Raw genomic sequence first — 17452 nt, 5'->3', positions numbered from 1 at the left:
GTGGTGGTGCGCGGGCGGCCGGCCCGCGCACCACCTCCTGCTGCGGATCGGCTCAGACGGCGAGCGCCTGGGCGCGGCGCTTCACCTCCGTGCCGCGATTCTCGCTCAGGGCCTGGGCGGGGGTGCCGGGGAGGGTCGGGTCGGGAGTGAAGAGCCACTCGATCATCTCTTCGTCCGTGAAGCCGTCGTCCCGCAGGAGCGTCAGGGTCCCGGACAGGCCCTTGACGACCTTGTCCCCGTCGATGAAGGCGGCGGGGACGTGCAGCGCCCGGTTCTCACCCCGGCGCACGGCGATGAGCTGGCCCTCCTTGACCAGCTGCCGGACGCGCGTCACCTCGACGCCGAGTTGTTCGGCGATGTCGGGGAGGGTGAGCCAGGCGGGGACGAGAGCATCAATCTTTGCGTCAATCTCGGTCACGGAAACAAGCCTGCCATCCTCCACTGACAGTCGGAAGTCAGGCAGGTCCGGCCGGGCGGCCGCGCCCACGCCCGCCGGACGGATCACGGCGACGGAAACGGCCGGAAACCGCCTAGTCCGCCGTGGCGTCCTTCAGGGGGCGGGCCGGGTCGGACAGGGCCGTCGCGTCCATATGCCGGCCCGCCTCGATCAGGCGGCGGCCCTGGGCCAGGTCGCGCGGACGGCCGACGGCCAGCAGGGAGACCAGGCGGTCCTCGCGCAGCCAGCACACCGTCCAGGACGGCCCCGCCGGGTCGCCCCGCCACACGAGGCGGTCGGCGGCGGCGTGATGGCCGGCGTACTGCACGAACCGGCCGAACTGCTCCGACCAGAAGTAGGGCACCGGGTCGTAGACCGCGGGCGTCTCGCCGAGGATGTTCGCGGCGACCGTGCGCGGGCCCTGGAGGGCGTTGTCCCAGTGGTGGACGAGGAGCCGTTCGCCGTAGCGGGCCGAGGGGAAGGACGCGCAGTCGCCGACGGCGTACACGTCCGGCAGGCAGGTGCGCAGCCGGTCGTCGGCGAGGACCTCGCCGTGCGCGCCCAGCTCCACGCCGGAGCCCGCCAGCCAGGCGGTGGCGGGGCGGGCGCCGATGCCGACGACGACGGCCCCGGCGGGCAGCCGGGTGCCGTCGGCGAGCACCACCGCGCCGGGCTCGACGCGCTCCACGCGCGCGCGTGTGCGCAGCTCGGCGCCGCTGTCGGCGTACCAGGCGGCCATCGGCGCGGTGACCTCGGCGGGCAGGGCGCCGGCGAGCGGGTGGTCGGCCGCCTCCACGACGGTCACCGCGCAGCCGGCCTCGCGGGCGGCGGTGGCGAACTCGGCGCCGATCCAGCCGGCGCCCACGACCACGATGTCGTGCTGGCGGGCGAGGACGGGGCGCAGCCGTTCGGCGTCGTCCAGGGTGCGCAGCAGATGGACGCCGGGCACGCCCTCGGCGCCGGGCAGCCCGACCGGTTCGGCGCCGGTGGCGAGCACCAGGACGTCGTACGGCACCGGGCCCGCCTCGGTGTCCAGCTCGCGCTCGGGGGCCCGGAGGCCGTGCACCTCGCAGCCGAGGCGCAGCTCGACGCCGAGGGAGTCGAAGTCGACGTCGAAGGCGGAGTCCTCGGCCTTGCCGAGCAGCACCGCCTTCGACAGCGGCGGCCGGTCGTACGGTTGGTGCGGCTCGGCGCCGATGACGGTCACCGCGCCCGAGAAGGCCTGTTCCCGCAGGGCCACCGCGGTCTGCACCCCGGCCATGCCCGCGCCGACGACGACCACGCGCCGCCCCTGTGACGTGCTCTCCTGCGCTGTCTGCTCGCTCACCCGATCACCATAGACACATGACGGAACGTCAGTCAGGGGGCGTGCTCGGTGAGCTGCTCCACAACGCTGGTGCCGGAGCCCGGCCCGGATTCCCACTCCCAGGTCTCCGCCAGCCGCAGCCGCCCGTCCGGCAGCTCCACGACCGTGGACACGCAGTGCCCCGAGGCGGTGGTGCCGTCGGTCCTGAGCTGCACGTACCGGAAGTCCAGCCGGTCCCCCTCGCGGGTGCCGACCAGATGGCCGCGCACGACGTCCCCGCCCGCGTACTCGGCCCAGATCTCCCGGCCCTCCTCGTGGTAGGCGAACCGGGTGTGGGTACCCACCTGGCCCGGGGCCTGGTCGGACACGGGGGCGAAGGTCAGTCCGTCGAGCGACCGGGCCATGGGACGGGGCTCCCTTACGGGTGAGGAGGGCTGCGGGCTAGGGTGACCACCGTACAAGCACTCGCGGGAGCCCGGACGACCGGGCTGAGAGGGAGGCTCGCGGCCTCCGACCGTACGAACCTGATCCGGGTCATGCCGGCGAAGGGAGGGGCTCACCGCCCATGTCGTCACGTACGTCCGACGTCCTCGTCATCGGGGGCGGAATCATCGGCCTGGTCACGGCCTGGCGCGCGGCGCAGCGCGGGCTCGCCACGGCCGTCGTGGACCCCGAGCCCGGCGGCGGGGCCGCGCGGGTGGCGGCCGGGATGCTGGCCGCGGTCACCGAGCTGCACTACGGCGAGGAGACCCTGCTCGGCCTGAACCTGGAGTCGGCCCGCCGCTATCCGCGGTTCGCGGCCGAGCTGACCGAGCTGACCGGCCACGACCTCGGCTACCGGCGCTGCGGCACCCTCGCCGTCGCGCTGGACGCCGACGACCGCGCGCACCTGCGGGAACTGCACGCGCTCCAGCGGCGCTCGGGCCTTGAGTCGGAGTGGCTGTCCGGGCGGGAGTGCCGGCGGCTGGAGCCGATGCTCGCGCCGGGGGTGCGCGGCGGGCTGCGGGTCGACGGCGACCACCAGATCGACCCGCGCCGGCTGGCGACGGCCCTGGTGGCCGCCTGCGAGCGGACCGGCGTGGTGTTCCACCGGGTCCGGGCTGAGCGGCTGGACGTGGCCGGGGACCGGGCCGTCGGGGTCACCGCGGCGGACGGCACCGGGCTGCGCGCGGAGCGGGTGGTGCTCGCCGCCGGCAGTCTGAGCGGGCGCCTGGCGGGGGTGCCCGAAGAGCTGCTGCCGCCGGTGCGGCCGGTCAAGGGGCAGGTGCTGCGGCTCACCGTGCCGCGCCGGTACGCGCCGTTCCTGAGCCGCACCGTACGGGCCGTGGTGCGCGGCGGCCAGGTGTACCTGGTGCCCCGGGAGAACGGCGAGCTGGTCGTCGGCGCCACCAGCGAGGAGCTGGGCTGGGACACGACGGTCACGGCCGGGGGCGTGTACGAGCTGCTGCGGGACGCCCACGAGCTGGTGCCGGGCATCACCGAGCTGCCGTTCACCGAGGCCCGGGCCGGACTGCGCCCCTGCTCCCCCGACAACGCGCCGCTGCTCGGCCCGTCCGGCCTGGCCGGACTGCTGCTGGCCACCGGGCACCACCGCAACGGGGTGCTGCTCACCCCGGTCACGGGTGACGTGCTGGCGCACGCCCTGGTCACCGGAGACCTCCCGGAGGAGGCCCGCCCGTTCACCCCGCGGCGCTTCGGCGCCGCCCGTCCGGAACAGCTGGAGCAGCCCGTATGAGCATCACCGTCTCCGTCAACGGCGAACCCCGCCGTATCGCCCCGGGCACCGCGCTGGACGCCCTCGTGGGAGCCCTCACCGCGGCGCCGCGCGGAGTGGCCGCCGCCGTCAACGAGACCGTCGTCCCGCGCGCGCAGTGGTCGGCGACCGCCCTCGCCGAGGGCGACCGCGTCGAAGTCCTCACCGCCGTACAGGGAGGCTGAGCCATGGCCGACGATCCCCTGGTCCTCGGAGACCTGACCTTCTCGTCCCGGCTGATCATGGGCACGGGCGGGGCACCCAGCCTGGAGGTGCTGGAGCGCTCGCTGGTCGCCTCGGGCACGGAACTCACGACGGTCGCCATGCGCCGGGTGGACCCCTCCGTGCACGGCTCGGTGCTCTCGGTGCTGGAGCGGCTCGGCATCCGGGTGCTGCCGAACACGGCGGGCTGTTTCACCGCCGGCGAGGCCGTGCTGACCGCCCGGCTGGCCCGGGAGGCGCTGGGCACGGACCTGGTGAAACTGGAGGTCATCGCCGACGAGCGGACGCTGCTGCCGGATCCGGTGGAAACGCTGGAGGCGGCGGAGACGCTGGTCGACGACGGGTTCACGGTACTGCCGTACACGAACGACGATCCGGTGCTCGCGCGGAGGCTGGAGGACGTCGGCTGTGCGGCGGTCATGCCGCTCGGCTCGCCGATCGGCTCCGGGCTGGGCATCCGCAACCCGCACAACTTCCAGCTGATCGTGGAGCATGCGCGCGTGCCGGTGATCCTGGACGCGGGGGCCGGTACGGCGTCCGACGCGGCGCTGGCGATGGAGCTGGGGTGCGCGGGGGTGATGCTGGCGTCGGCGGTGACGCGGGCGCAGGAGCCGGAGCGGATGGCCGCCGCCATGCGGCTCGCGGTGGAGGGCGGCCGGCTGGCCCGGCTGGCGGGCCGGATCCCGCGGCGGTACCTCGCGGAGGCGTCCTCCCCCACGGAGGGCCTGGCGGCGCTGGATCCGGAGCGGCCCGCGTTCCGGTCCGTGCCGTAGCCCGGGCGCGTGCATCGCGTCACAGGTCGGCTCCAGTCCCGCCCCGGGGCCGGTCCGCGGGGCGGGGGCGCCGGTCCTCCCTCGTAGACTCGCCTCTCGTGGATACGACCCTTCAGGACCCCCTCGTCGGGCAGGTGCTCGACGGCCGGTACCGCGTGGACGCGCGGATCGCGGCCGGCGGGATGGCCACGGTCTACCGGGCCCTGGACACCCGCCTGGACCGTGTGCTCGCGCTGAAGGTCATGCACCCGGCGCTCGCGGCCGACGGGTCCTTCGTCGAGCGCTTCATACGCGAGGCCAAGTCGGTCGCCCGGCTCGACCACCCCAACGTGGTGCAGGTCTTCGACCAGGGCACCGACGGGGCGTACGTCTACCTGGCGATGGAGTACGTCGCCGGCTGCACCCTGCGGGACGTGCTGCGCGAGCGGGGCGCCGTGCAGCCGCGGGCCGCGCTGGACATCCTGGAGCCGGTGCTCGCCGCGCTGGGCGCCGCGCACCGGGCCGGGTTCGTGCACCGCGACATGAAGCCCGAGAACGTGCTCATAGGCGACGACGGGCGGGTCAAGGTCGCCGACTTCGGGCTGGTGCGCTCCGTGGACACGGTGACCAGCACCACGGGGGCCGTGCTCGGCACCGTCTCCTATCTCGCGCCCGAGCAGATCGAGCAGGGCACCACCGACCCGCGCGTCGACGTGTACGCGTGCGGAGTGGTGCTGTACGAGATGCTGACGGGCGCGAAGCCGCACTCCGGGGGCTCCCCGGCCCAGGTGCTCTACCAGCACCTGCACGCGGACGTCCCGCCGCCCTCGGCGCTGGTGTCCGGGCTGTCGTACCGGCTGGACGAGCTGGTGGCGTCGGCCACCGCGCGTACCCCGGACCGCCGGCCCGGGGACGCGGTCGCCCTGCTCGCCGAGGTGCGGGCGGCCCGCGCGACGCTGACCGACGAGCAGCTGGACGCGCTGCCGCCGCAGGCACTGACGGCGGAGCACGACAACGCCGGGGACCGGACGAGCGTGATCCCGCGCAGCCTGACGGTGCCCCGGCCGCCGTCCGCCGGCGAGGACGCCCTCGACGGCTCCGGCGCGGACGGCGTCGACCGCACCGCCCGTCTCGCCGCCCCGCCCGTGGCGCCGCGCCGGCGCCCGGCGCGGCCCCCGCGCGCGGTGCTCGCGCTGATCGCGGCCGTACTGGTGGTGCTCGGTGTGGGCGCCGGGGTCTGGTACATCAACTCGGGGCAGTTCACCAAGGTGCCGCCGCTGCTGGCCAAGACCGAGGCGCAGGCCAGGGACCGGCTGCGGACGGCCGGGCTGGACGTCGGCCAGGTCAAGCGCGCCTACAGCGACACCGTCGACCGGGGCACGGTGATCGGCTCCGACCCGGCGCCCGGCGCCCGTATCCGCGACCACGACTCGGTGACGCTGACCGTGTCGCTGGGCCCGGAGACGGTGAACGTGCCGAACGTGGAGGGGCAGTCGCTGGCGAAGGCGCGGGCCCGGCTGAAGGCGGACGGCCTGGCACCGGGCATGGTCACCCGGGAGTTCGACGAGGACGTCCCGCGGGGCTCGGTGATCCGTACGACGCCGGACGCGGGCACCAGGCGGCACGCGGGGTCGGCGATCGCGCTGGTCGTCAGCAAGGGCAGCCCCGTCGAGGTGCCGGACGTCACCGGCGAGGACCTGGACAGCGCGAGGGACGAGCTGGCGGACGCCGGGCTGAAGGTGAAGGTCGCCACCGGGCGGGTCGACTCGGAGTTCGACAAGGGCGCGGTCGCCGAGCAGAGCCCCGGGGACGGGAGCGAGGCGGCCGAGGGCGACACGGTGACGCTGACGCTGTCCAAGGGCCCGGAGATGGTCGAGGTCCCGGACGTGGTCGGCGACAGCGTGGAGGACGCGCACGACGCCCTGGAGGGCGCGGGCTTCGAGGTGGACGAGGACCGCGGGCTGCTCGGGCTGTTCGGGGACACCGTGAAGAAGCAGTCGGTGGCGGGCGGCGATCCGGCGCCCAAGGGGTCGACGATCACCATCACCATCCGGTGAGGTGACGGGCGTACGGTCGGCGCGCCCGGTGACCGGAGTCACCGGGGACCGCGGTCCGGGCGCGGTCGTGGACGTGCCACCCTGAACGGGTGAGTTCCGATCAGTCCCCCCTCCCCCGCCTCCCCCGCAATCCCGTCGGCGGCCATGTGCCCGTGGCCGGCGGCCTGCACTCCGTCGGGCTGTCCTACGCCCGCGAGCTGAAGGCGGAGACCGTGCAGGTCTTCGTCGCCAATCCGCGCGGCTGGGCCACGCCCGCCGGGAACCCGCGGCAGGACGAGGCGTTCCGGGCGGCGTGCGCCGAGGAGTCGATCCCGGCGTACGTCCACGCCCCCTACCTGATCAACTTCGGCTCGCACACCGAGGCGACGGTGGAGCGGTCGGTGGAGTCGCTGCGGCACTCGCTGCGACGCGCCCGGGAGATCGGCGCGCTGGGCGTGGTGGTGCACACCGGGAGCGCGACCGGGGGCCGGCCGCGGGAGGTGGCGCTGCGCCAGGTGCGTGAGCGCATGCTGCCCCTGCTGGAGGAGCTGACCCACGACGACGACCCGTTCCTGCTGCTGGAGTCGACGGCCGGGCAGGGTGCCTCGCTGTGCTCGCGCACCTGGGACTTCGGGCCGTACTTCGAGGCGCTGGACGCCCACCCGAGGCTGGGCGTGTGCCTGGACACCTGCCATGTGTTCGCCGCCGGGCACGACCTGGCGGAACCGGGCGGCATGCACCGGACGCTGGACCTGCTGGTGGAGACCGTCGGCCCGGGCCGGCTGAAGCTGATCCACGCCAACGACTCCAAGGACGTGGCGGGCGCGCACAAGGACCGGCACGAGAACATCGGCGCCGGCCACATCGGCGAGGACCCCTTCCGGGCGCTGCTGACCCACCCCGCGACCGAGGGCGTGCCGCTGGTCATCGAGACGCCGGGCGGCAAGGAGGGGCACGCGGCGGATGTGGAGCGGCTGAAGAAACTCCGCTGATCCCTTCGCTTGGGGAATACCCCCAGGGGGTATACGGTTCCTGTCGGACGCAGGAACCGTTACCTGACATGGGGGCAGTCATGCAGCACGAGGCGCACACGGAGCACGGACACCGGCCCGACGCGCACGCGCACCACGACGCGCACGCGCACCACCAGGGCGAGCACGCGCACCACCACGCGCCCTCCGCCACCTGGGCCATGGCCGCACAGGCCACCCTGCACTGCCTGACCGGCTGCGCCATCGGCGAGGTGCTCGGCATGGTCGTCGGCACGGCGCTCGGCTGGGGCAACCTGCCGACCACGGTGCTCGCGATCGCGCTGGCCTTCATCTTCGGCTACTCGCTCACCCTGCGCGGGGTGCTGCGGGCCGGTGTGGGCTTCCGTACGGCCTTCCGGGTGGCGCTGGCCGCGGACACCCTGTCCATCGCGGTGATGGAGCTGATCGACAACGGCGTGATCGTGGTCTGGCCGTCCGCGATGGACGCCATGCTCGACGACCCGCTGTTCTGGATCTCGCTCGCGGCCTCCCTCGCGATCGCCTTCGTGGTGACCGCCCCGGTCAACAAGTGGATGATCGGCCGGGGCAAGGGACACGCGGTGGTGCACCAGTACCACCACTGAGCGGGCCGGGGATCAGAGCTCGGGGCCGTCCCCGGGCTCCTCCTGGTAGGAGTAGCGCTGTTCCTTCCAGGGGTCGCCGATGTTGTGGTAGCCGCGCTCCTCCCAGAAACCGCGGCGGTCGGCCGTCATGTACTCCACGCCCCGGACCCATTTCGGGCCCTTCCACGCGTACAGGTGGGGGACGATCAGACGGACCGGGAAACCGTGCTCGGCGGTGAGCAGCTCGCCGTCCTTGTGGGTGGCGAAGATCGCGCGGTCGGAGGAGAAGTCGGACAGCCGCAGGTTGGAGCTGAAGCCGTACTCCGCCCAGACCATCACATGGGTGACGTCCGGCGCCGGCGGAGCCAGGTCCAGCACCGCGCGGGCCGGGACACCGCCCCACTCCGCGCCGACCATGCTGAACTTCGTCACGCAGTGCAGATCGGCCACCACGCTGGTGTACGGCAGCGCCGTGAAGCCCTCGTGGTTCCAGATGTGCTTGTCACCGTCGGCGGTGGCGCCGAAGACCCGGAACTCCCAGCGCTCGGGCCGGAACTTCGGGACGGGCCCGTAGTGCGTGACCGGCCAGCCGCGCTGGAGCCGCTGACCCGGCGGAAGCTCGGCCCCTGCCGCCGCCCCGGACTCTCGCTCCACCGGATGACCCATGTATCCATCCTGACAGACCCCGGACGGTGCCTTTGACCACTACCCGGCGAAACCGACAATCAGCGCAAGTCATCCCTTAATCACTAAGTGTGCACTTACTGGACGATCTTCACAGGCGGTGCCATCATGCGGCGCTAGCACCGACACCGCTGTCCGGGAAGGAGCCCGTCGTATGCAAGGCGACCCCGAGGTCATCGAACTGCTCAACGAACAACTGACCGCCGAGCTGACCGCGATCAACCAGTACTTCCTGCACTCCAAGCTCCAGGACCACAAGGGGTGGTCGAAGCTCGCCGAGTACACACGGGCCGAGTCGTTCGACGAGATGCGCCACGCCGAGCTGCTCACCGACCGCATCCTGCTGCTGGACGGCCTGCCGAACTACCAGCGGCTGGGCCACGTCCAGGTCGGGCAGACGGTGACCGAGATGTTCCGGGCCGACCGGCAGATCGAGGTCGAGGCCATCGACCGGCTGCGCCGGGGCGTGCAGGTGATGCGCGACAAGGACGACATCACGTCCGCGAACATCTTCGAGGCGATCCTGGCCGACGAGGAACACCACATCGACTACCTGGACACCCAGCTGGAACTGGTGGACAAGCTGGGCGAGGCGCTCTACCTGTCGACCGTGATCGAGCAGAGCCAGCCCGACGCCTCGGGGAGTACGCCCAGTACGCGGGTGATCCTCCGCCTTGCGATGCACCGCACCGGACGCCGCGGCCTGATCCGACCTGATCCAAACGAAACCCCCTAGGCGGCGTCGTCCAGCCGTCCGAGGACCGGGGCGCGTCGCTCGATCAGCTCCCGGCGGGGGCAGGCGCCCCGGCCGAGGAGGGCCTGGATGCGGCGCACGCAAGAGCCGCAGTCGGTTCCGGCCTTGCAGGCGGAGGCTATCTGGCGCGGGGTGCAGGCGCCGTTCTCCGCGTGCTGCTTGACCTGGGTCTCGGTGATGCCGAAGCAGCTGCACACGTACACGCGGATTCACCTCCCGAGGGATCGCCGTTCTGCTGCCATCCCGATGTCCGGTGAGGCAAACCTAACCTTACCCACCCGTTGGGGGCCGTCAAAGGGGAAGGGGCACGGATCGGGTGTGATCCGCGCCCCTTCCGGTGCTCACTCGCCGCTCACTGGTCCCGGTACATCTCGGCGACCAGGAAGGCCAGGTCCAGCGACTGGCTGCGGTTCAGCCGCGGGTCGCAGGCCGTCTCGTAGCGCTGGTGCAGGTCGTCCACGAAGATCTCGTCGCCGCCGCCCACGCACTCGGTGACGTCGTCGCCGGTCAGCTCCACGTGGATGCCGCCCGGGTGGGTGCCGAGCGCCTTGTGGACCTCGAAGAAGCCCTTGACCTCGTCGAGCACGTCGTCGAAGCGGCGGGTCTTGTGCCCGGAGGCCGCCTCGAAGGTGTTGCCGTGCATCGGGTCGGTCACCCAGGCCACCGTCGCCCCGGACGCCGTGACCTTCTCGACCAGCTCGGGGAGCTTGTCACGGACCTTGCCGGCGCCCATGCGGACGATGAAGGTCAGCCGGCCCGGCTCCCGCTCGGGGTCGAGGCGGTCGACGTACCGGAGCGCCTCCTCGGCCGTGGTGGTCGGGCCGAGCTTGATGCCGATCGGGTTGCGGATGCGCGAGGCGAACTCGATGTGCGCGTGGTCCAGCTGCCGGGTGCGCTCACCGATCCACACCATGTGCGCGGAGACGTCGTACAGCTTGCCGGTGCGCGAGTCGACCCGGGTCAGGGCGGACTCGTAGTCCAGCAGCAGCGCCTCGTGCGAGGAGAAGAACTCGACGGTCTTGAACTCCTCCGGCTCGGCGCCGCAGGCCCGCATGAAGTTCAGCGCGTTGTCGATCTCGCGCGCGAGCTGCTCGTAGCGCTGGCCCGACGGCGAGGTCTTCACGAAGTCCTGGTTCCAGGCGTGCACCTGGCGCAGGTCGGCGTAGCCGCCGGTGGTGAAGGCGCGCACCAGGTTCAGCGTGGAGGCCGACGCGTGGTACATGCGCTTGAGCCGCTCCGGGTCCGGGATGCGGCTGGCCTCGGTGAAGTCGAAGCCGTTGACGGAGTCGCCCCGGTACACCGGGAGCGTCAGGCCGTCGCGGGTCTCGGACGGCTTGGAGCGCGGCTTGGAGTACTGCCCCGCGATCCGGCCGACCTTGACCACGGGCACGGAGGCCGCGTAGGTCAGGACGGCACCCATCTGGAGCAGCGTCTTCAGCTTGTTGCGGATGTGGTCGGCGGACACGGCGTCGAAGGCCTCGGCGCAGTCGCCGCCCTGGAGGAGGAACGCCTCTCCCTTGGCGACGGCCGCCATCCGGGCGCGCAGCTGGTCGCACTCGCCCGCGAAGACGAGCGGCGGATACGACTCGAGGTCCGCGATCACTGCGCGCAGAGCCTCGGGGTCGGGGTACTCGGGCTGCTGCGCCGCGGGCAGGTCTCGCCAGGTGTTGCCAGCGCTCGGGCTGGTCTTAGCGTTCACGGTCACCTCGTAAACATTACGGGGTCGTGTCCGATGTTCTTTCCTTCCGCCCGAAAGGTGAGACGCGGTGATCGCCCGATCGACGGCCGGTGCGTGCGGTAGGGTTCCGGGCATGTTCGCGCTTTCGATCCAGAACTGGTGGTGGACCGCTTCTCCGGCGGCCCGCTGATCGCGCGTACGACAGACTTCGCGAAGGCCGCCCGGGGGGCGGCCTTCGGTGTTTCCGGGGTCCGTTCCTCACCGGCATCGCCGGCACTGACGTCATCGACGCCACCCGCGTCATCCACGTCATCGACGGAAGAGGAACCATGGACCTGGCACAGCTCGTGCACGACGACCGCCCCTTCGCCCTGCTCCGCCGCCGCGTCCCGGGCCGCGCCGAGCATCCGGTGGAGCTGCTGCTCGGCCCGGTGACCAGCCGGGACACGCTGGCCGAGCTGCCCGACCGGGGACTCGCCCTCGTCCCGTTCCGGCAGATCCGCGAGCGCGGCTTCGACGTCCGCGACGACGGCACCCCGCTGCTGGTGCTGACCCCCGAGGAGTCGTACGAGATCGGGCTGGACGAGGCGCTGGAACGGCTCCCGGCGCACGACGTGCGGGTCGAGGGGGGCGGCTTCGACATCGGCGACGAGGAGTACGCGCGGATGGTCGGGCGGGTGCTGGAGGAGGAGATCGGCCGCGGCGAGGGCGCGAACTTCGTGATCCGGCGCACCTACGGGGGCGTGATCCCCGGGTTCGGCCGCGCCGACGCCCTCGCGCTGTTCCGCCGGCTGCTCGCGGGCGAGCGCGGCGCGTACTGGACGTTCGTGGTGCACACCGGGGAGCGGACGCTGGTGGGCGCCAGCCCCGAGGCGCACGTGCGGATGTCCGGCGGCACGGTCGTGATGAACCCGATCAGCGGGACGTACCGCTATCCCGCCGGGGGCCCGACCCCGGAGCACCTGCTCTCCTTCCTCGCAGACGGCAAGGAGATCGAGGAGCTGTCGATGGTCGTCGACGAGGAGCTGAAGATGATGTGCACGGTCGGCGACCGGGGCGGGGTCGTCGTCGGTCCGCGGCTGAAGGAGATGGCGCACCTCGCGCACACCGAGTACGAGCTGCGCGGGAAGTCCTCCCTGGACGTGCGGGAGGTGCTGCGGGAGACCATGTTCGCGGCCACGGTGACCGGGTCGCCGGTGCAGAACGCGTGCCGGGTGATCGAGCGGTACGAGGCCACGGGGCGCGGGTACTACGCCGGTGCGCTCGCCCTGCTCGGGCGGGACTCCGGGGGCGCGCAGACCCTCGACTCCCCCATCCTGATCCGCACAGCCGACATCGCCGCGGACGGCCGGCTGCGCGTGTCCGTCGGGGCGACGCTGGTGCGCGGCTCCGACCCGGCCGGCGAGGTCGCGGAGACCCACGCGAAGGCGGCGGGCGTGCTGGCCGCGCTCGGGGTACGGCCGTCCCGGCCGCGTGCGGAGCGGGAGCGGCCCCGGCTGGCCGACGACCCGCGGGTGCGGGCCGCGCTGGACGGGCGGCGGGCCGGGCTCGCGCCGTTCTGGCTGCGGATGCAGGAGCGGTCCGACTCCCTCACGGGCCACGCCCTCGTCGTCGACGGCGAGGACACCTTCACCGCGATGCTCGCGCACGTCCTCACCTCCACCGGGCTCGACGTGACGGTCCGCCGGTACGACGAGCCCGGGCTGCGGGCGGCGGTGCTCGCGCACGAGGGGCCGGTCGTCCTCGGGCCCGGTCCGGGTGACCCCGGTGACACGGCCGATCCGAAGATGCGGTTCCTGCGGGAGCTGGCGGCCACCGTGGTCCGGGAGCACCGGCACGGGCTGCTGGGCGTCTGCCTGGGCCATGAGCTGATCGCCGCCGAACTGGGCCTGGAGCTGGTCCGCAAGGAGGTGCCGTACCAGGGGGCGCAGACGGTGATCGACCTGTTCGGGTGGCCGGAGACGGTCGGCTTCTACAACAGCTTCGTCGCGGCGTGCGACGAGGAGGCGGCCCGGGAGCTGGCCGCGCACGGGGTGGCGGTGAGCCGGGCGGCGAGCGGCGAGGTGCACGCCCTGCGCGGGCCCGGCTTCGCCGGCGTGCAGTTCCACCCGGAGTCGGTGCTGACGCTGAACGGGGCGGCGATCGTGCGGGAGCTGGTCGGCCAGCTGCGCCGCACGACCGTGTAGCCGGTCCGGCCCGCCGTCAGCCGAACGTGTAGCCGGTCCGGCCCGCCGTCAGCCGAAGAAGACCCCGGCCTCCTGGTACAGCTCCGGGGCGACGGTCTTCAGCCGGGCCGTCGCCTCGGCGAGGGGGACGCGGACGATGTCGGTGCCGCGCAGCGCGACCATCGTGCCGAAGTCGCCGTCGTGCACGCAGTCGATGGCGTGCAGGCCGAAGCGGGTGGCGAGCCAGCGGTCGAAGGCGCTGGGGGTGCCGCCGCGCTGGACGTGCCCGAGGACCGTGGTCCGGGCCTCCTTGCCGGTGCGCCGCTCGATCTCCTTGGCCAGCCACTCGCCCACCCCGGACAGCCTGACGTGCCCGAAGGAGTCCAGCGACTGGTCCTTGAGCACCATCTCGCCGTCCCTGGGCATGGCGCCCTCGGCGACCACCACGATCGGCGCGTACGAGGCCCGGAACCGGGCGTCCACCCACTCGCAGACCCGCTCCAGGTCGAAGCGCTGCTCGGGGATGAGGATGACGTTGGCGCCGCCGGCCAGGCCCGAGTGCAGGGCGATCCAGCCGGCGTGCCGGCCCATCACCTCCACCACCAGCACCCGCATGTGGGACTCGGCGGTGGTGTGCAGCCGGTCGATGGCCTCGGTGGCGATGTTGACGGCGGTGTCGAAACCGAAGGTGTAGTCGGTGGCGGACAGGTCGTTGTCGATGGTCTTCGGTACGCCGACGCAGGGCATCCCGTACTCGCCGGACAGCTGTGCCGCGACCCCGAGGGTGTCCTCGCCGCCGATCGCGACGAGGGCCTGGATCTCCTGTTTGGCCAGGTTGTCCTTGATCCGGCGGATGCCGTCCGTCACCTTCAGGGGGTTGGTGCGCGACGAGCCGAGGATGGTGCCCCCGCGCGGCAGGATGCCGCGCACGGCGGCGATGTCGAGACGGACGGTGTCGTTCTCCAGGGGACCGCGCCAGCCGTCCCGGAAGCCGACGAAGTCATAGCCGTACTCCTGCACGCCCTTGCGGACGACGCCCCGGATGACGGCGTTGAGCCCGGGGCAGTCGCCGCCTCCGGTCAGTACTCCGACCCGCATGGAAATGTCCCTTCGCCGCGAATGCCTGACGGCCAGTCACGCTAACGGTGACTCAGGTCACACCGGGAGGGGCGATACGGGTGATTCGGGCGCGCGTCGCGGGCGCTTTCTCCTCGTCCTGCTCGTCCCGCTCGTCCTGCTCGTCCTGCTCGTCCTACTCGTCGTCGAGGCCGCGCTCTATGGCGTACCGGACCAGTTCCACCCTGTTGTGCAACTGGAGCTTGCCGAGGGTGTTCTGCACGTGGTTCTGGACCGTGCGGTGGGAGATGACGAGGCGCTCGGCGATCTGCTTGTAGCTCAGGCCCTTCGCCACCAGCCGCAGCACCTCCGTCTCCCGGTCCGTCAGCCGGGGCGCGCCCGGCTCGCCGGCGTCCGGGGCGGGCGCGGGCTCGGCGGCCAGCCGCCGGTACTCGCCGAGGACCAGCCCGGCCAGGCCCGGCGTGAACACCGGGTCGCCCACGGCGGTGCGGCGCACCGCGTCCAGCAGTTCCCCGGTGGAGGCGGACTTCAGCAGATAACCGGTCGCGCCGGACTTCACGGCCTCCAGCACGTCCGCGTGCTCACCGCTCGCGGAGAGGACCAGGACACGCAACGCCGGGTTGTGGCCCACGAGTTCCTTGCACACCTGGACGCCGGGCTTCGCGGGCAGGTTGAGGTCCAGCACCAGGACGTCGGGCGCGGCGGCCTTGGCGCGGCGGACCGCCTGCTCGCCGTCGCCGGCGGTGGCGACCACCTCGAAGCCGGCCTCGGACAGGTCGCGGGCGACCGCGTCCCGCCACATGGGATGGTCGTCCACCACCATGACCCTGATCGGGTCCCGCTGCTCCGTCATCGCCGCTCCGTCCTCTTCCCCCGCGCCCGTACGGCGCCCTTCGGTACCTTCAGTTCGACCTCCGTGCCCTGCCCGGGGACGGAGAGGATCCCGGCGCTGCCGCCGAGGTCGCGCAGCCGGCCCCGGATCGACAGGGCCACCCCCAGCCGGCCCTCGCCCTCGGCCTGCGCCAGCCGGCCCTCGGGGATGCCGGGGCCGTCGTCCCGGACGGTGACGACGATCTCGTCCGGCTCGTCCTCCACCAGGATCCACGCCCGGGCCCCTGCCCCGGCGTGCGCCCGTACGTTGTCCAGGGCGGCCCCGACGGCGGCGGCCACCTCGCGGGCGGCGGGCGGCGGCAGCAGCACCGGGGCGCCGGGCTCGGCGAGGCTGAACCGGGCGCACGCGTAGGGGGCGAGCAGCGCGCGCAGGTCCACCTCACCGTCCGGCCCGTCCTCGTACGGCTCCTCGACCACACGGACGACGGCGCCGTCCGCCAGGTCCTCCGAGACCCGGGACACCGGCACCAGGCCGCCCGACACCAGCGTGCGCAGGGCCACCTCCTGCTCCCCGGCCAGCCGGCCCAGCTCGGCCGCCTCCCCGCCGAGCGCCGCGCCCCGGCGCTTCACCATCGCCAGCACCTGGAGCACGCTGTCGTGGATGTCCCGGGCCAGCCGCTCCCGCTCCCGGGTCGCGGCCTCGATCTCCAGCGCGCGGGCGAGGGTGCGCTCGGAGGCGCGGGCCACCTCGACGACGTAGCCGATGGCGATGGAGGCCACCCAGACGAGGATCACGTTGTGCACGGTGTCCCGGGCGGGGTGGCCGCGCTCGACCAGGTTGACGGCGGCCACGGCCGTGGAGGCGACGGCCGCCCAGCGCCAGCCGCCCTTGACGGCGAAGGCCAGCACCGCGCCGGCGGTCCATATCGACGGCAGGGTGGGGCCGCCGCCCGCGATCCGCTCGTGGCTGTCGGCGAGCGGGGTGAGCAGGATGCCGGCGAGGGCGACGGCCAGGTCGGCGATGAGGAAGCGCCTGGTGCAGGCGGCCGCGCTGGCGACCTTGGGCAGGGTCGCGAGGGTCCACACGACCAGGACGGCGTAGTAGCCGACGGCGACCCAGGGCCGGACGAACTGGTCGTACGCGGTGGCGCACAGGCCGATCGCGTACAGCATGGTCAGGACGCGGTAGCCGGCGAGCGCGCGCCACAGCGGCAGCTCGACCGACATCCGCATGACGCGCTCGCGCTTGGGCATGTCCCCCGGTCCCCCGATTCCCCCGATACCCTCGAATCCTCCGGCCCCCGGCTCCCGTCCCCCGGTCCCGCCGTCTAGGACTCGGCCTGCTTCTTCCCGGCCGCCTTCTCCGCGTCCCTCGCCGCCTTCGCCGCCTTGGCCGCCTCCGTCAGCTGCCGCTTGGCGGCGGTGGCGTAGATGTCGACGTACTCCTGCCCGGAGAGTTTCATGATCTCGTACATCACCTCGTCGGTCAGGGCGCGCAGCACGAACCGGTCGTGCTCCATGCCCTGGTAACGGCTGAAGTCCATGGGCTTGCCGATGCGGATGCCGGGCCGCATCAGCTTCGGCACCACCTTGCCGGGCGGCTGGATCTTCTCCGTGTCGATCATGGCGACCGGGATGACCGGCGCGCCGGTGGCGAGCGCCACCCGGGCCAGGCCGCCGGGCTTGCCCCGGTACAGCCGCCCGTCGGGCGAGCGGGTGCCCTCGGGGTAGATGCCGAACAGCTCGCCGCGCTCCAGCACCTCTATCCCGCTCTTGATCGCCGCCTCACCGGCGCCGCGCGCCCCGGAGCGGTCCACCGGGAGCTGGCCGACGCCCTTGAAGAAGGCCGCGGTGAGGCGGCCCTTCACACCCGGGGTGGTGAAGTACTCGGCCTTGGCGATGAAGGTGACCTTGCGGTCCAGCACGGCCGGCAGGAAGAACGAGTCCGAGAAGGAGAGGTGGTTACTGGCCAGGATGGCGGCGCCCGTGGCCGGGATGTTCTCCAGGCCCTCCACCCAAGGCCGGAAGGCGACCTTCAGCGGCCCCCCGATCGCGACCTTCATCGTGCCGTACAACACCCGCGTGCCTCCTGTTGTCGTCGCGAAGACCTTAACCCGGAGGACCGTCAATGGGCCCGACGACCCTGGTCGGTGTCAGTGCGGTC

At 72.9% G+C, this 17452-nt stretch carries 19 protein-coding genes and 1 riboswitch; of the genes, 9 read left to right on the top strand and 10 right to left on the bottom strand.

What is annotated here, in order from left to right:
* Positions 1–52: 52 nt before the first annotated feature.
* The 3 genes from IF37_RS0116410 to IF37_RS0116400 form a co-directional block, all read right to left on the bottom strand.
* Positions 53–418: an Rv2175c family DNA-binding protein gene (locus IF37_RS0116410; protein WP_030742629.1), complete on the bottom strand. Its 366-nt coding sequence runs from the start codon at positions 416–418 to the stop codon at positions 53–55.
* A 112-nt stretch (positions 419–530) separates the two neighbouring features.
* Positions 531–1763 carry an NAD(P)/FAD-dependent oxidoreductase gene (locus IF37_RS0116405; protein WP_079165771.1) on the bottom strand — a complete coding sequence of 411 codons (1233 nt, stop codon included), beginning with the start codon at positions 1761–1763 and terminating at the stop codon, positions 531–533.
* Positions 1764–1795: 32 nt separating this feature from the next.
* Positions 1796–2146, bottom strand: coding sequence for a hypothetical protein (locus IF37_RS0116400; protein WP_030742623.1), 351 nt, complete (start codon positions 2144–2146; stop codon positions 1796–1798).
* Between the two features lie 53 nt (positions 2147–2199).
* A riboswitch (TPP riboswitch) is annotated at positions 2200–2310 on the top strand.
* Here IF37_RS0116400 and thiO point away from each other — a divergent pair.
* The 6 genes from thiO to IF37_RS0116370 all read left to right on the top strand — a co-directional run bounded on the left by thiO (position 2308) and on the right by IF37_RS0116370 (position 8120).
* Complete coding sequence (gene thiO / locus IF37_RS0116395) at positions 2308–3477, top strand: glycine oxidase ThiO (protein WP_030742620.1); 1170 nt, start codon at positions 2308–2310, stop codon at positions 3475–3477. (Overlaps the previous riboswitch by 3 nt.)
* A 2-nt stretch (positions 3478–3479) precedes the next feature.
* Positions 3480–3680 carry a sulfur carrier protein ThiS gene (thiS, locus tag IF37_RS0116390; protein ID WP_037856642.1) on the top strand — a complete coding sequence of 67 codons (201 nt, stop codon included), beginning with the start codon at positions 3480–3482 and terminating at the stop codon, positions 3678–3680.
* A gap of 3 nt (positions 3681–3683) precedes the next feature.
* Positions 3684–4490 (top strand): thiazole synthase, encoded by an 807-nt coding sequence (locus IF37_RS0116385; RefSeq protein WP_030742614.1) that lies wholly within the window; start codon positions 3684–3686, stop codon positions 4488–4490.
* 98 nt (positions 4491–4588) lie between these two features.
* Entirely contained in the window at positions 4589–6526 is a 1938-nt protein-coding gene (pknB, locus tag IF37_RS0116380; protein ID WP_030742612.1) for a Stk1 family PASTA domain-containing Ser/Thr kinase, read from the top strand.
* An 89-nt stretch (positions 6527–6615) separates the two neighbouring features.
* Positions 6616–7497 (top strand): deoxyribonuclease IV, encoded by an 882-nt coding sequence (locus tag IF37_RS0116375; protein WP_030742610.1) that lies wholly within the window; start codon positions 6616–6618, stop codon positions 7495–7497.
* An 80-nt stretch (positions 7498–7577) separates the two neighbouring features.
* On the top strand, positions 7578–8120 hold the full coding sequence (locus IF37_RS0116370; protein WP_030742608.1) for a DUF4396 domain-containing protein: 543 nt from the start codon (positions 7578–7580) through the stop codon (positions 8118–8120).
* Positions 8121–8132: 12 nt separating this feature from the next.
* On the opposite strand, the gene IF37_RS0116365 is transcribed toward IF37_RS0116370, so the two are convergent.
* On the bottom strand, positions 8133–8765 hold the full coding sequence (locus IF37_RS0116365) for a sulfite oxidase-like oxidoreductase (protein ID WP_030742606.1): 633 nt from the start codon (positions 8763–8765) through the stop codon (positions 8133–8135).
* 172 nt (positions 8766–8937) lie between these two features.
* Here IF37_RS0116365 and bfr point away from each other — a divergent pair, with 172 nt between their 5' ends.
* Positions 8938–9519, top strand: a complete 582-nt coding sequence (gene bfr, locus IF37_RS0116360; RefSeq protein ID WP_253915779.1) for a bacterioferritin — start codon at positions 8938–8940, stop codon at positions 9517–9519.
* On the opposite strand, the gene IF37_RS0116355 is transcribed toward bfr, so the two are convergent.
* Both IF37_RS0116355 and IF37_RS0116350 read right to left on the bottom strand, forming a co-directional pair.
* A complete protein-coding gene (locus IF37_RS0116355; RefSeq protein ID WP_030742602.1) occupies positions 9516–9740 on the bottom strand; it encodes a bacterioferritin-associated ferredoxin in 225 nt (74 codons plus the stop codon). The genes bfr and IF37_RS0116355 overlap by 4 nt on opposite strands.
* 149 nt (positions 9741–9889) lie before the next feature.
* Positions 9890–11242, bottom strand: coding sequence for a class II 3-deoxy-7-phosphoheptulonate synthase (locus IF37_RS0116350; protein WP_030742600.1), 1353 nt, complete (start codon positions 11240–11242; stop codon positions 9890–9892).
* A 106-nt stretch (positions 11243–11348) separates the two neighbouring features.
* On the opposite strand from IF37_RS0116350, the gene IF37_RS46630 reads away from it, so the two are divergent.
* Positions 11349–11405: a trp operon leader peptide gene (locus IF37_RS46630; protein WP_107440922.1), complete on the top strand. Its 57-nt coding sequence runs from the start codon at positions 11349–11351 to the stop codon at positions 11403–11405.
* A 139-nt stretch (positions 11406–11544) separates the two neighbouring features.
* A complete protein-coding gene (locus IF37_RS0116345) occupies positions 11545–13401 on the top strand; it encodes an anthranilate synthase family protein (protein ID WP_030742598.1) in 1857 nt (618 codons plus the stop codon).
* A 48-nt stretch (positions 13402–13449) separates the two neighbouring features.
* Here the strand turns inward: IF37_RS0116345 and IF37_RS0116340 are convergent, their stop codons facing one another.
* From IF37_RS0116340 to IF37_RS0116320, 4 genes are all read right to left on the bottom strand, one after another.
* Positions 13450–14478, bottom strand: coding sequence for a 6-phosphofructokinase (locus IF37_RS0116340; RefSeq protein WP_030742596.1), 1029 nt, complete (start codon positions 14476–14478; stop codon positions 13450–13452).
* Positions 14479–14632: 154 nt separating this feature from the next.
* A complete protein-coding gene (locus IF37_RS0116335; RefSeq protein ID WP_030742594.1) occupies positions 14633–15310 on the bottom strand; it encodes a response regulator transcription factor in 678 nt (225 codons plus the stop codon).
* The gene (locus IF37_RS0116330; RefSeq protein WP_030742592.1) at positions 15307–16542 is read right to left on the bottom strand and encodes a MacS family sensor histidine kinase; all 1236 of its coding nucleotides are present in this window, start codon (positions 16540–16542) and stop codon (positions 15307–15309) included. Before IF37_RS0116330 ends, IF37_RS0116335 begins: the two co-directional genes overlap by 4 nt.
* Before the next feature lie 74 nt (positions 16543–16616).
* Positions 16617–17366, bottom strand: a complete 750-nt coding sequence (locus tag IF37_RS0116320; protein ID WP_030742589.1) for a 1-acyl-sn-glycerol-3-phosphate acyltransferase — start codon at positions 17364–17366, stop codon at positions 16617–16619.
* Between the last annotated feature and the right edge of the window lie 86 nt (positions 17367–17452).

The organism is Streptomyces sp. NRRL S-31 (assembly GCF_000718775.1).
Classification (GTDB): Bacteria; Actinomycetota; Actinomycetes; order Streptomycetales; family Streptomycetaceae; genus Streptomyces.
This window is presented reverse-complemented; position numbering and strand designations above follow the sequence as displayed.

Excerpts from the sequence above, each read along its gene's own strand:
- IF37_RS0116400 (WP_030742623.1), bottom strand. The coding sequence starts at position 2,146 with ATGGCCCGGTCGCTCGACGGACTGACCTTCGCCCCCGTGTCCGACCAG.
- thiO (WP_030742620.1), top strand. The coding sequence starts at position 2,308 with ATGTCGTCACGTACGTCCGACGTCCTCGTCATCGGGGGCGGAATCATC.
- IF37_RS0116385 (WP_030742614.1), top strand. The coding sequence starts at position 3,684 with ATGGCCGACGATCCCCTGGTCCTCGGAGACCTGACCTTCTCGTCCCGG.
- IF37_RS0116370 (WP_030742608.1), top strand. The coding sequence starts at position 7,578 with ATGCAGCACGAGGCGCACACGGAGCACGGACACCGGCCCGACGCGCAC.
- IF37_RS0116365 (WP_030742606.1), bottom strand. The coding sequence starts at position 8,765 with ATGGGTCATCCGGTGGAGCGAGAGTCCGGGGCGGCGGCAGGGGCCGAG.
- bfr (WP_253915779.1), top strand. The coding sequence starts at position 8,938 with ATGCAAGGCGACCCCGAGGTCATCGAACTGCTCAACGAACAACTGACC.
- IF37_RS0116345 (WP_030742598.1), top strand. The coding sequence starts at position 11,545 with ATGGACCTGGCACAGCTCGTGCACGACGACCGCCCCTTCGCCCTGCTC.
- IF37_RS0116340 (WP_030742596.1), bottom strand. The coding sequence starts at position 14,478 with ATGCGGGTCGGAGTACTGACCGGAGGCGGCGACTGCCCCGGGCTCAAC.
- IF37_RS0116335 (WP_030742594.1), bottom strand. The coding sequence starts at position 15,310 with ATGACGGAGCAGCGGGACCCGATCAGGGTCATGGTGGTGGACGACCAT.
- IF37_RS0116330 (WP_030742592.1), bottom strand. The coding sequence starts at position 16,542 with ATGCCCAAGCGCGAGCGCGTCATGCGGATGTCGGTCGAGCTGCCGCTG.